This window comes from Maribacter sp. (assembly GCF_039968975.1).
GTDB lineage: Bacteria > Bacteroidota > Bacteroidia > Flavobacteriales > Flavobacteriaceae > Maribacter.
The window spans coordinates 1-13,789 of record NZ_JBDVOT010000280.1; the positions used below are offsets into that span (position 1 = coordinate 1).

Annotated in this window: 15 protein-coding genes; 10 read left to right on the forward strand and 5 right to left on the reverse strand. The window is 33.5% G+C overall.

What is annotated here, in order from left to right; genetic code table 11:
* A partial coding sequence (locus tag ABJI11_RS18775; protein WP_348355879.1) for a lysophospholipid acyltransferase family protein occupies positions 1 to 716 on the reverse strand: 716 nt, incomplete at its 3' end.
* A gap of 26 nt (positions 717 to 742) precedes the next feature.
* Entirely contained in the window at positions 743 to 1,384 is a 642-nt protein-coding gene (locus tag ABJI11_RS18780; protein WP_348355882.1) for a CoA pyrophosphatase, read from the reverse strand.
* On the opposite strand from ABJI11_RS18780, the gene ABJI11_RS18785 reads away from it, so the two are divergent.
* Positions 1,383 to 2,102 carry a peptidylprolyl isomerase gene (locus tag ABJI11_RS18785; protein ID WP_348355885.1) on the forward strand — a complete coding sequence of 240 codons (720 nt, stop codon included), beginning with the start codon at positions 1,383 to 1,385 and terminating at the stop codon, positions 2,100 to 2,102. The two genes, ABJI11_RS18780 and ABJI11_RS18785, sit on opposite strands and share 2 nt — an antisense overlap.
* Positions 2,103 to 2,152: 50 nt before the next feature.
* Here the strand turns inward: ABJI11_RS18785 and ABJI11_RS18790 are convergent, their stop codons facing one another.
* Entirely contained in the window at positions 2,153 to 2,764 is a 612-nt protein-coding gene (locus ABJI11_RS18790) for a trimeric intracellular cation channel family protein (protein WP_348355888.1), read from the reverse strand.
* A 3-nt stretch (positions 2,765 to 2,767) separates the two neighbouring features.
* Positions 2,768 to 3,493, reverse strand: a complete 726-nt coding sequence (locus ABJI11_RS18795; RefSeq protein ID WP_348355891.1) for an RDD family protein — start codon at positions 3,491 to 3,493, stop codon at positions 2,768 to 2,770.
* A 33-nt stretch (positions 3,494 to 3,526) separates the two neighbouring features.
* On the opposite strand from ABJI11_RS18795, the gene ABJI11_RS18800 reads away from it, so the two are divergent.
* Genes ABJI11_RS18800 through ABJI11_RS18825 form a run of 6 tightly spaced genes read left to right on the forward strand, consistent with a single transcriptional unit; the run spans position 3,527 to position 9,689 of the window.
* Entirely contained in the window at positions 3,527 to 4,513 is a 987-nt protein-coding gene (locus ABJI11_RS18800) for a stage II sporulation protein M (protein ID WP_348355894.1), read from the forward strand.
* Positions 4,476 to 5,414, forward strand: a complete 939-nt coding sequence (locus tag ABJI11_RS18805) for a hypothetical protein (protein WP_348355896.1) — start codon at positions 4,476 to 4,478, stop codon at positions 5,412 to 5,414. The genes ABJI11_RS18800 and ABJI11_RS18805 overlap by 38 nt, the downstream gene beginning before the upstream one ends.
* Position 5,415: 1 nt before the next feature.
* Positions 5,416 to 6,138, forward strand: coding sequence for a hypothetical protein (locus tag ABJI11_RS18810; protein ID WP_348355899.1), 723 nt, complete (start codon positions 5,416 to 5,418; stop codon positions 6,136 to 6,138).
* Positions 6,139 to 6,181: 43 nt separating this feature from the next.
* Complete coding sequence (locus ABJI11_RS18815; RefSeq protein WP_348355920.1) at positions 6,182 to 7,360, forward strand: DUF4350 domain-containing protein; 1,179 nt, start codon at positions 6,182 to 6,184, stop codon at positions 7,358 to 7,360.
* Positions 7,350 to 8,348 carry a MoxR family ATPase gene (locus ABJI11_RS18820; protein WP_348355902.1) on the forward strand — a complete coding sequence of 333 codons (999 nt, stop codon included), beginning with the start codon at positions 7,350 to 7,352 and terminating at the stop codon, positions 8,346 to 8,348. The genes ABJI11_RS18815 and ABJI11_RS18820 overlap by 11 nt, the downstream gene beginning before the upstream one ends.
* 57 nt (positions 8,349 to 8,405) lie before the next feature.
* Positions 8,406 to 9,689 (forward strand): DUF58 domain-containing protein, encoded by a 1,284-nt coding sequence (locus ABJI11_RS18825; protein WP_348355905.1) that lies wholly within the window; start codon positions 8,406 to 8,408, stop codon positions 9,687 to 9,689.
* 1 nt (position 9,690) lies between these two features.
* Here ABJI11_RS18825 and ABJI11_RS18830 read toward each other — a convergent pair whose 3' ends face one another.
* A complete protein-coding gene (locus ABJI11_RS18830) occupies positions 9,691 to 10,149 on the reverse strand; it encodes a hypothetical protein (RefSeq protein ID WP_348355908.1) in 459 nt (152 codons plus the stop codon).
* A 168-nt stretch (positions 10,150 to 10,317) separates the two neighbouring features.
* Here ABJI11_RS18830 and ABJI11_RS18835 point away from each other — a divergent pair, with 168 nt between their 5' ends.
* From ABJI11_RS18835 to ABJI11_RS18845, 3 genes are all read left to right on the forward strand, one after another.
* Positions 10,318 to 11,031, forward strand: a complete 714-nt coding sequence (locus ABJI11_RS18835) for a pirin family protein (RefSeq protein WP_348355911.1) — start codon at positions 10,318 to 10,320, stop codon at positions 11,029 to 11,031.
* 258 nt (positions 11,032 to 11,289) lie between these two features.
* The gene (locus ABJI11_RS18840; protein ID WP_348355914.1) at positions 11,290 to 12,672 is read left to right on the forward strand and encodes an ATP-binding protein; all 1,383 of its coding nucleotides are present in this window, start codon (positions 11,290 to 11,292) and stop codon (positions 12,670 to 12,672) included.
* A 130-nt stretch (positions 12,673 to 12,802) separates the two neighbouring features.
* On the forward strand, positions 12,803 to 13,789 hold a 987-nt coding region (locus ABJI11_RS18845; protein WP_348355917.1), incomplete at its 3' end, for a PA domain-containing protein.

Sequence of the window (13,789 nt, forward strand, 5' to 3'; positions counted from 1 at the left end):
TCTATGGCATATTCTAATTTCTCTATTATAGATTCAGAAGCTTCATTCTCATAATCTATTTGTAACGGCTCTTTAATGACCATAGATTGAAGAATTCCCTTTTTCTTTACTCGTAGTCCTTTTTTATCAAAAGAACGTCTAAAACCATCTATTACCACGGGTACTACAACTGGTTTATATTTTTTGATAATATGTGCTGTTCCTTTTCTCAAAGGTTTCCATGGTGTGGTTGTTCCTTGCGGAAAAGTAATTACCCAGCCATCATTTAAAGCTTTACCAATACTAGAGATATCACTCATTTTTACTTGACGCTTTACATCTTTACCTTCTGAACGCCATGTTCTTTCAACACTCACAGAGCCTGCATATGCCATAATTTTGGTCAATAGACTTTTTCTCATAGTCTCGGCAGCTGCAACATAGTACATGTTCAATTTAGGCTGCCATATGTATCCCAAGTTTTTAATTGAATCTTCCCTACCACTTAAACTAGCATTGAATACATGAAACATTGCCACAACATCTGCAAAGTAAGTTTGATGATTACTAACAAAAAGAACGTTTCTATCCGGCAGATTTCTAATAATGTCAGAACCCTCAATTTCCAAGGTATTAAAACCCTTATAACGCTGGTGCGAAAGCAAGGCCAAAATACGAATTAGCCACTTTTTAATAAATAAATTATGCCCAAAAGGGTTTTTATCAAATAATCCCATAGAATGCTAAAATAAATAAATATGCCTTATAACACTTGTTTTAATAACTCTTTAATCTCATTCATCATCATCGCTGTAGCACCCCAGACTATATAACCGTTTAATTTAAAGGCAGGTACTTCAATATCCACCGCATAAGAAGTAGTTATTTTTTTAGAGACTACTTTTGCTTCGTCTAAAAAATCTAATATTGGAACTTCTAGAATTAACTCTACCTCTGACTCTTGTTTTACAAAGGGTTTTGGCTCTTTATACAATCCTATATAAGGCTGTACGATAAAATTACTTGGAGGTATAAATATTTCTGAAATTTCCTTTACCAAGGTAACATCCTTAGGGTCTACACCTACTTCTTCATGGGTTTCGCGCAATGCTGTTGTAAGCAATCCGTCATCTGACAGTTCTGCTTTTCCTCCTGGAAAACCTACTTGATTAGAATGAACGCCCTCGTACGTTTTTCTTAATATCAACAAAAGATTGGTATTCTGATCTACCGTAGGATAAAACAAAGCCATGACTGCCGCCTTTCTTGGATTCTTTTTTGATTGATTAATTCGTTGTAAATCTTCAATACGACTTTCTGGAGCCATTTTGTACTGTGAAGCTTCCCCCGGTAGCGGTAGATCCTTTATTTTTGATATTCGTTGTTCAAAAAAATTGAAATCCATGCGTTCACTTAAATTCAATATATTCCTTTTCGTTGCTATTGTAGCTTTTGCCAGCTGCAAAGATACCCCTAAGAAGGTTGACGATACAACTTCTAAATCAACGACTACAATAGACTCTACTAAAATTACAGAAAAAGAAGTTACTAAAGACGAGCAAGAAGAGGCTTTTGAACTAAATGAAGACAATGCTATAGATTTCTTTTTTAATTATGAGAAAACTTTAAAATCTAACAAGGTTAAAATTACCACCAACCTAGGCAGCTTTACTATAGAGTTATTTGAGAACGTACCCTACCACAGAGCCAATTTCATTTACCTTACCGAAAAAGGATATTTTGACTATACCCAATTTCATAGGGTAGTTAAAAATTTTATTATCCAAGGCGGAAATTCTGATGATGAACGAACCGGAAAGAAAAGAAATGATTTAGGAAGATACCTATTACCGCCTGACACTCGAAAAGGTCATAAACATCACAGAGGCACTGTATCTATGCCCAGTAGCGAAATGGACAATCCACATATGCTAGGCTCATTTTTTGAATTTTTCATTGTTGTAACCAATCCTGGGTCTTATCATCTAGATGACGAATACACCCCTTTTGGTAGAGTTATAGATGGTATGGATGTGGTTGATAAAATAAATAATGTACCTGTTGAAAAAGGTGATTGGCCTTTACAGAACATTTATATTGAAAAGGCTGAAGTTTTAAGGTAGCTGTTGGCTGTTAGTTAGCTATTTGGCTTTGCCAAATAATCAAAAAATATTTACAATCCTTCTCGATAAATATTTGGCAGCGAAATTTTAAAACGCACCGCCAACACTCTCATGATAATGATTGTCACAATTGCCATGGAATACGCAATGGTATTCTGTATGGGAAACTGAATTAAAAGAAAATACACCAGACCCCCTAAAATACAGACCGTTGCATAAATTTCTTTTCTAAATATTACAGGGATTTCATTGCATAATATATCTCTGATTACACCGCCAAAAGATGCTGTAATTGTACCCAAGGCAATGCACATAACCGGTGATAGATCTGCCGCCAACCCTTTTTCTATACCTATCATTGTATATAACCCTATACCAATTGTATCAAAAAGGAAAAGTGATTTTCTAACATATTTTAACTGCTTTACAAAGATAATCGCCAACAAAACAGTCATTACTATAATGAGCAAGTGCATAGGTGCATTCAACCATCCTACAGGTCTAATACCAATTAAGAGATCCCGCAAAGTACCACCACCTACTGCCGTTACAAAGGCTATAATAAACACACCAAAGGCATCAAGTCTTTTATCCATTGCAACCAAAACTCCTGATATGGCAAATGCGATAGTTCCTAAAATATCAATGATGAAATAAAACATTAATTATAGCTTTTGGGTAAAGTAGTTATAATCTTTCAATACAGTATCTAGATATTGCTTATCATATAAATCTGAATTGGTCTGCAATATACTATCAACTTTATCTCTAAGCGCTTTCATCGTTTTAAAATCATTACTTTTTTGGGCTATACTAAAAGTTTCCTTGATCAGTCTTACATCTTTATCTGTCAACATGGTAACGTTCACAAATTTAGGCACGTAAGTATCTTCAACTTCTTCTAAAATGGTGTGTGAAACTTTTGTTTTGTTTTTAGTACTTATTACCACGGTACCTGCCGCTGCATCACCCAATCTTTGTCTCTTCTCTGAGAATAAAATAGTAAGAACCCCTATTGATCCAACAAAAAGCCAAATATCTACTAAACGAAGCATCCAACGAATTAAATAATTACTCCAATTTACCGGTGAACCATCAACAGATACCACTCTCATCTTCATAATCATTTTGCCGACAGTTCTACCATTAAAAATAATATGCATTAATAAACTATAAAACATTGCAGGCAAAGCAATTAAACCAACTATACCTCTTTGCGTCCACCCATCGTCATAGATATAACCTATGGCATCGCCAATTAATTCCACCAAAAAATAATAGAGATATAATATAAATGCATCTATAAAAAATGCCACTATTCGCTCACCAATACTAACAATAGTATAATTAAGGTTCACATTTTGCGTTGTATTGATTTGGAGATTATTCATTAAGTCTTAAATTTAACAAGGTAAAAATAGTTTATGCGCGAAGCCGCTTTTGTAAAGCAAAATAAGGAAAAATGGATAGCATTTGAAAAAGCTGTCAACCTTGATGCTACTTCAAACCCAGATGAACTTGCCAATGGCTACATTCAACTGACCAATGATTTAGCCTACGCGCAAACGTATTACGCAGAAAGTAAGACTTTATTGTATTTAAACGAATTAGCTTCACAGGCACACCAAAAAATTTACAAGAATAAAAAGGAAAGTAAAAACCGAATTAAAAGTTTTTGGTTTACCGAATTCCCACTGTTTTTTAAACAATATCATAGCACACTAGGCATTGCTTTTTTAATATTTATAATTGCTTCTGCCATTGGTTCGTTATCTGCTTTGAACGACGCTACCTTTGTTCGTTTAATTTTAGGGGATGCATATGTAAACGAAACGCTAAATAATATCGCTAATGGTGACCCTGCCGCCATTTATAAAGGAGGTAGTGAAATTGGATCATTTTTAGGCATTACCATTAATAATATACGCGTTGCTTTTTTGGCATTTGCATTTGGGGTAATTACCAGCATAGGTACCGGTTATATTTTATTTAGTAACGGAGTAATGCTTGGTGCTTTCATAACATTCTTTTATACCAAAGGTGTTTTCTTCGAAGCTAACAAGCAAATTTGGCTACATGGTACTATTGAAATTTCAGTAATTATAATTGCTGGTTGCGCCGGTATAATAATGGGAAACAGTATTCTTTTCCCAAAAACGTACTCTAGACGCGTGTCTTTTATGAAAGGGGCTAAAGACGGATTAAAAGTTGTAGTTAGCACCATTCCGTTCTTTATTATAGCTGGTTTTATTGAAGGTTTTATTACCCGATATACAGGTATGCCAAATTGGTTGGCATTTCTAATAATTGGAGCTTCTTTATTCTTAATTATATTTTATTACATAGCATACCCGATCATACTTAATAACCAACATGAAAGACAATTACATACCGTTACGAGTAAACCGTGATTTTGGCGGAATAGTAACCGTTTACTTCGACTTTTTTAAACAAAATATTAAAAACTTTACTAATGTTTTTATAAGCTATAATGGTGTTTTCTTAATAGGACTTTTAATTACAAGTTATTTATTAGTATCCGGGTTTTTAGGAATGATCGCTCAAGAATCTAGCAGTAATTCTTTTGCTGCCGGAAATGAATTTGAGCAAGACTATTTTATTTATCTTGGTCTAGGCGGCTTTTTGTTCGTCATCATTTTTTTAGGTGTAGCTTTCTTAAACTATTCGCTATCTACAAGCTACATGATTAAATATGTTGAGACCAGAAATGAAAACGTAGATAAAAAAGAAGTTTGGCAACTAGCTAAAAGTCAATTTGGCAATATCTTCTTATTCGTATTGCTACTAATACCTATTTACATTGTATTTCTTATTGCAGCGGTAATATTAGCTATCATTCCCTTATTAGGTTTTATAGGTCAATATATAGTTCAATTCTTTTTAACTGCTTGGGTAGGAGTTTCATTTTTTGATATGCTTCAGAAGAAGAAAGGTGTTACAGAAGCTCTAGGTGAAGGTTGGAAATTAGTAACCACCAACTTTTGGAAATCTGTAGGTGTCAACTTTATATTAGGTATTTTACTAGGTATTTTGCTCATGATCGCGCTATTTGTTCCAGGTGTTATAGTAGGTATTTATACCTTTCATGTTGTTGAAAATAATGTAGACTACTCCCACTCTATCGTTTCTACCATAGTTTACACTTTAGGTACTTGTATTGTGTTAATAATTGCTGTGTATGGCCAATGCCTCTCACAATTTATAAATGGTATTCTCTATTACGCATTACATGAAAAAACTTACAATGAAAACACCAGGGCAACAATTGAACAAATAGGTCAAAACGATTAGGTTGAAGTACACTATTCTCATCATATTCTTTCAGTTAACTACCCTTTCTGCAATTGCACAGGGTACAAATGACAGTATCATAAAAGTTGATTCGTCGTCTGTATTGACCGTACGAAGTAATGACGAAGATCTTAGTAAAAAATATACAGGAGATGAGTTCAATTACACCTTCAAAACTGGTGAATCTCAAAACCTACTTGCCCGCTTTATTAACTGGGTGGGGCAAGGTCTAAATAATGTATTTGGTATCAATATTTCACCACAGCTACTAGAACTCATTGAATACTTTATCTATTTCTTGCTAATAATTCTGGTTGTATATCTTGTTGTAAAATTGCTGATAAATGAAAATTTCAATTCCCTTTTTCAGAAAAAAGCCAAAGCTGTTAGCGATATCAATTTAACTGAAGAGCATATTGAAGGTATTGATATCAATCAATTATTAAATACTGCCATTGAACAAAAAGACTACCGTCTTGCCATACGCTATCAGTTTCTGCTTACGCTACAAAAGCTGTCTAAAGAAGATATTATAGAATGGCATTTTGATAAAACAAATTCAGACTATTTCGCTGAAATTGAGCAACCGGAAATAAAAAAAGGTTTTAAAAAAATAGCCTACCTATATGATTATATATGGTATGGCGAGCAGGCAATTGATAATATTAAATACACAAAGTCGGTTTTAGATTTTGAATCGATAAACAAACAAATTCAACTATAAATTGGGTAAGCGTTCTAAAATAATACTCGGGCTTTTGATTGCGGTGCTAATTGGTATCATCGTTACAGAAATAGTACGCCCAAGACCCATAAACTGGAGACCTTCATACACGTCTGTATCTAAAATTCCGTTTGGCTGTTTTGTGCTCTTTAATGAATTACCCCATATTTTTTCTAACAGTGAAATTGAATCAGTAGAAAGCAGCATGTATGATGCGCTTATACACCGAGACAGCACTATACCTTCTAATTATATTATCATCAACGATTATATCTACTTAGATGAACAAGAAACCAACCAGGTTTTAAAATATGTAGCAAACGGTAATCAAGTTTTTATCGCTACAAATAATCTTACTGGGCAGTTGGCTGACACATTAAATATAGAAGTCACACAACAGTATGGTATTCAAGAAGATTCGGTCAAAGCTTCTTTCTCTAATAAAAATTTTAAACAGAAAAATTTCTTTTTTACTAGAGGGGTTAACCCAAGTTATTTTGCAAGTGTTGATACCGTAAACACAGAAATATTAGGACACTTACAGTTTAAAGTTTCTAACTTTTTAGAGGATAATAATGATGAAATTAAAGTACAACCTAATTTCATTAAAACATCTTTTGGAAAAGGTAATTTCATAATAAACACGCTACCTGTTGCCTACACTAATTTTTATATGTTGGGTGATAATACCAAATACAGTACACAGAGTTTTTCTTATTTAAACGATAACCTATTGTATTGGGACGACTACAAAAAATCTGGAAGAAAAGTGATTACTTCACCCATGCGTTTTGTATTGAATCAGCCCGCATTAAAATGGAGTTACTATCTATTGGTAATTGGTTTACTATTATTTGTAATCTTTAAAGCAAAAAGAGAACAACGAATTATACCTGTAATCAAACCTTTAGAAAACTCCTCTGTAGCATTTGCAAAAACTGTAGGATCTCTCTATTACCAGAATAAAGACTACACCAATTTAAACCATAAAAAAATTACCTACTTTTTAACCTACATTAGAAATAGATATTATGTTAACACAACAGTTCTTGATGAAAATTTCATCACCCAATTAAGTGCAAAAGCTGGAAAATCTAAAGATGATACAAAAACATTAATAGAACTCATACTTCGTCTAAAAAATAAACCTGTACATACTGAACAAGACTCTTTAGTACTGGTTCAGAAAATAAATACATTTAAACAATCTTATGGAAGATAATACACAAGATGAAAACAACGTAGAATTTAATTCGCGTATAGACCTCACCAAACTTCAAGAATCTGTAGCTAAGGTTAAGTCAGAGTTAGGAAAAGTCATCATAGGCCAACAAGATATGATCGAGTTGTTGATTGTTTCTATTTTAGCTAACGGTCACTCACTTATTGAAGGTGTGCCGGGTGTAGCCAAAACAGTGACGGCAAAACTTTTAGCCAAGACCATGAACGTAGATTTTAGTAGAATTCAATTTACGCCAGATTTAATGCCAAGTGATATTTTAGGAACTTCTATATTTAACGTGAAGACCTCTGAATTTGAATTTAAAAAGGGACCTATTTTCTCAAATATTATATTGATTGATGAGATAAACCGTGCACCTGCCAAAACCCAAGCAGCTCTTTTTGAAGCCATGGCAGAAAGACAGATCACCAATGACGGAAATGAATTTGAAATGCAACCTCCATTTCTGGTATTTGCTACTCAAAATCCTGTTGAACAAGAAGGTACATATAGATTACCAGAAGCGCAATTAGACCGTTTCTTGTTTAAAATAAATGTACACTACCCTACCTTAGAAGAAGAAATACAGATACTAGAAAACAAACATCAACAAAAAAACACCAATGTTGAAGCATTAATAGATTCTGTTCTTTCCGCAGAACAAATAGCCGCTTATCAACTGGTGATAAAGGATATTATCGTTGAAGATAATCTACTTAAATATATAGCGGCCATAGTCAATAACACAAGAACTAATGCCAACTTATATTTAGGCGCATCGCCAAGGGCTTCTATTGCCATTTTAGATGCTTCTAAAGCGGTTGCAGCTATCAATGGAAGAGATTTTATTACTCCAGATGATATCAAGAAAGTAGTTGGACCCATTTTAGGACATAGAATCATTTTAACTCCTGAAAGAGAAATGGAAGGCTATACTGCAGAAAAAATGATCAATGACCTTATTCAGACCATTGAAATTCCTAGATAAACAATTGTGAAAAACGTGTTCAAAAATATATTTCTTCAAAAAAGATTTTTCCTAGTTTTGACGGGAATCATCCTATGCTTTTTGGTTTCCTATATTTTTGAGAATATCTCATTTATTGCCAAGCTACTCTTCTATTTGTTTTTAGCGCTAGTAACCGTTGACATCATACTTCTATTTTTATCAAAAGGTAAAATAGTAGCAGACAGAATAGTACCTGACAAACTTTCTAACGGCGATGAAAACAGTATTAAAATAAAAGTTACCAATCAATACTTATTTTCTAGCCGGGTCAATATTATAGACGAGCTGCCTTTTCAATTTCAGAAAAGGGATTTTAATTTTCATAGCTTATTAAAATCGGGCGAACAAAAATTTTACACATATAATGTTAGACCTGTTGAACGCGGGATTTATAGCTTTGGCAATTTAAATGTTTTCTCTACTTCACCTATTGGTTTTTTAGCCAAAAAATATACGTTTGATCAGGGCAAAGAAGTACCTGTTTATCCGTCGTTTTTACAGCTTCGCAAATATGACCTTTTAGCTTTTAGTAACCGTCTGCTTGAATTCGGAATCAAGAAGATTAGGCGTATTGGTCACACGATGGAGTTTGAACAGATCAAGGATTATATACAAGGTGATGATATTAGAAATATAAATTGGAAGGCGACTGCCAAAAGGGGTCAGTTGATGGTCAACCAATTTCAAGATGAAAAATCGCAACCCATATATTCTATTATAGATAAAGGTAGGGTAATGAAAATGCCTTTTAAATCTCTTAGCTTATTAGATTACGCTATCAATGCAACATTGGTCATTAGCAATATAGCCTTAAAAAAGAATGATAAGGCAGGTATGTTTTCTTTTAGTAACAAGATAGAAAACAGAGTAGTTGCTGAACGTAGAAGTTCTCAAATGAACCTTATTCTTGAAACACTCTATAATCTTAAAACCAATTTTGTAGAAAGTGATTTTAGTAGATTGTATATTGATGTTAAAAGGCATTTACCACAACGAAGCCTATTACTGTTGTACACAAATTTTGAAACTTTAGATGCACTACATCGTCAATTACCCTATTTACAAGCTATTGCCAAACAACACTTATTAGTTGTTATTTTCTTTGAAAACACAGAGCTTTTCTCTTATGCACAAGAAAAGCCAAATAACACTCTAGAAATTTATGAGCAGGCCATTGCAGAGAAATTTATATACGAGAAACAACTGGTAGTGAACGAGCTTAGAAAATATGGGATACAGACTATTTTGACCAAACCTGAAGACCTGACCATTAATACTATTAACAAATATCTTGAAATTAAAGCGAAAGGACTTTTATAGATTACCGAAGCAGATAAGCAGCCTGTAGTTCTGAAGTAATATCACCAGTACCATTTTCTACAAATACTGGCAATTGAATTTCATTGGTATTATCTAGCTGAGCAACTAAACAACCACAGCTATTACCACCTCTACTGCTACCACCGTTTCCAGTAAAAACTTCCAAAGCCAAAGCAGATATCACTCCGCCTAAAGTAGTAAAAACTACATCTCTTGTTTCCCAATTCGCTCCTCTTGAAGAATCGTAGATAGCTTCTTTTGCCAAACCTGCCGCAAAAGCACTACCAACGGCTCCAGCCCATATCCAACCGCTACTTCCATTGGATAATTTATGTGCAGTATACCCACCTACTCCACCAATTACAATACCTGCCCCTAAATGCTTAGCAGCATCAGCGCTTGTTTGAGCATATGAACCATAAAAGAAAAATACTAACACTAAACTAACTATGTATTTCATTCAACGTGGGGATTTTTTTTCAATAACGTTCTTATTTAAAGAAAAGTATGTGAAACAACAGTTGGCACTAGCAAAATTCCAAATATTTAAATGTACTTTTAATCAGAGAATCGTAGTATATTTTAATCCTAAATTTTGACCAAAAACTATCAATAAAAAACAAATAAAATGAAAACTATAATACATAGGTCTGGTACTCGAGGTCATGCAGACCACGGTTGGTTAAATTCTTATCACAGTTTTAGTTTTGGTAATTATCATAATCCAGAACGAATGAATTTTGGAGCTTTACGTGTTTTAAATGACGACACTGTCGCTGCTGGTCGGGGTTTCGGAACTCACCCGCATAGAAATATGGAGATTATATCCATTCCATTAGAAGGTGACCTTCAACATATGGATGACATGGGGAATTCTACCGTTATTAAATCTGGAGATGTACAAATGATGAGCGCAGGTACGGGAGTTTCTCATAGCGAGTTTAACAAAAATAAAGATCAAGAAGTAAAATTTTTGCAGATTTGGATTATCCCGAACAAAGAAGAGGTTACCCCGCGTTATGACCAAATATCAATTGAAGATATAGCTACAAAAAACAGTTTGTACCAAATAGTTTCTCCAAACCCAGATGATGCTGGTGTATGGATTCATCAAAATGCTTGGTTTCATCTTGGAAATTACGAATCTGGAATAATAGATTCTTATAATTTAAAGCATAAGGGTAACGGGGTTTATATTTTTGTACTGGACGGGGAAATAGAAATAGCAAGTAACAAATTAGGTAACCGTGACGGAATTGGAATTTGGGAGACTGACACTCTCAATTTTAAAACAAAAGACACCTCCAAAATACTTGTCATGGAAGTTCCTATGATTTTTTAAAATGTAAGGATTTCTGATTTTAACAATATCATTCATAAAACGACACTAAATAAATGTGTGTTTTATTTATTTTAAACGCCACTACTTTATTATATTTAAGTAAAATTTGACGTCGTTATTATCCCCTTCAATTATTCGTTTTTTTTTAAATAAGATTTAACTAAAATCATAGAATAATTGATTTTTAGTGAAGTTTCTACAAATATAGAACTCACTTTTATAAAATAAAAAAAGTCATCTTACACTAAAATCAATAGCTTGTCTAAACTTAATTCGACTTCAGAAAACAACAATCTAAAAGGCAGAAACTTTTTAGATGAATTTGGACTAATAACCATTGTATCGAGTATTTTTACTTTTGCCGTATTTATATATACGCTACTATTTCATTCTTATCCTGAACAGATTTTAGCAGGTATTGTTGCCATTGGTTTTGGAATTGGTTTTTTGTTAAACCGATTAAAGCTTCACCGTGCAACTAGAATTTATATGACATTGTTTCCTCCAATAATGTTCATGACCTTAATATTTTTAATAGGAGGTTTTTTTGGTCAGGCAGTTGCATTTGCGACAATGGGTTTTTTAGCTTTTATAGGCTTTAGAAGAAATCCTAAATTGAGAAACCTAATAATTGCTTTTGATATTCTAGCATTCGTTATCCCAACAATTTATATTTCTATTTACGGACCCATTTTAGGTACTATTGACGTACCCTTTGATGAGATTTTTGCATTTTTAGCCTGTTTAGGTTGGCTTTCACTAACCTTTAGAATGTATGACCAAAATAAAACCAGAACATACACTACAGATTTAGAGAATCATATTGAAGCTTTAAAAGAAAGTGAGTTAAACTTAAAAAGAGCTCAAAATAATTTAAGACTCCAAAACAGTAAATTAGCCGTTCTAAATAATGAACTTGAATTAAAAAACTCGCATATTGAAGAATTTACTTTTATAGTAACACATGATCTAAGAGGACCACTAAACAACATCAATGTAATTGCCAAGGAATTAGAAAAACAACATGCTACATCCAATTATGTAAATTTTAGCAGCTTTTTAAAACATTTACAAGGTAGTTCTACAAGACTTACAAATCTAGTAGAAGGACTCTTAAAATATGCTGAAATCGGTAATTCTAGTGAAATGGAAACTGTAGATATCTCAAAGATTGTTCATCTTGTTTTAGATGATTTTTCAGAAAAAATAAAAGAGACAAATGCAACTATTACCATTGGTAAGTTGCCGACAATTACCGCAAGATCAACTGATATTGGTATGCTCTTCCAAAATTTAATACACAATGCCTTAAAATTTAGAACTACCACCAAAGACCCAATAATTACTATAGCGTCTGAGAAGAAAGAGAATGAATATCTATTTAGTGTTGCCGATAATGGTATAGGTATTCCCAAAGAACATCAAGCAAATATTTTTAATGCATTCCACAAACTTCACAATCAATCTAAATTTGAAGGTTCTGGAATAGGTTTGTACGGTAGTAAGAAAATAGTTGATCATCACCTAGGTAAAATATGGGTAGAATCAGAAGAAAATATTGGCAGCACCTTTTATTTTACCATTAACACAAATTCTTTAGAAAATCATAAAACTGAAGTACATAGAGCAAGTCTCAATTAAATTTAACTCAATAAAAAATAAAGTTACTTTGACATATTACACTTTTTGAGAACATATTTAAATTTTATCAAGCTACTAATTGTTGTTCACCATTTCTAAACTAATTAAACCTCAACAACTATATTTTATTATGAAACAATTACTCACTACCCTCTTTCTTTTATTAGTTCTCAACGGATATTCACAAAATTCAATTATCGGATTTTCTTCTGAGAACACAAACAAACAACTGCAACTTGAAAAAAGTTTTGAAGAAAAATTAAATGCAACTAATCTTGATGAATGGATGCAAAAAATGGCTGCCGAACCTCACTGGGTGGGCACGAAATTTGGAGAGGAAAATGCAAAATGGATTAAAAATCAATTCGAGTCTTGGGGTTACAAGACCAAAATAGAGACCTATCAAGTTCTATTTCCTTACCCAACAGAAAGGGTTTTAGAATTAACGGGTCCTACTCAGTACAAAGCAAAATTAAAAGCCGTACCTGTTGAAGGTGATCCTTTTACAGCACAAGGTGATGCCCTATTACCAAGCTACAATGCTTTCTCTACCGATGGTGATGTTGAAGCAGAATTAGTTTTCGTTAATTACGGAATTCCAAAAGATTACGAAGAATTAGAAAAGCTTGGCATCAGTGTAAAAGGTAAAATAGTGATTGCCAAATACCAAGGCTCATGGCGTGGTATTAAACCTAAATTAGCTGCCGAAAAAGGAGCTATCGGTTGTATTATTTATTCTGACCCCGAAGATGATGGTTACGGACAAGGTGATGTCTACCCAAAAGGTGCCTACAAAAATAAAACTGGCGTACAACGTGGTTCAGTGATGGATATGCCTACATACCCAGGTGATGTATTGACTCCTGGTTATGCTGCTACAAAAGATGCTAAAAGGCTTGATAGAAAAGATGCTCCTACTATTACAAAAATTCCTGTTTTACCAATTTCATACGAAGATGCTCTTCCACTATTATCTGCCTTAGACGGTACCGTTGCGCCAGAATCATGGCGAGGGGGATTACCAATAACTTATCATATAGGACCAGGATCAGCAAAGGTTCATTTAAAACTTACATTTGATTGGAAACTGGTGCCTGCCCATAATGTTATTGCCACT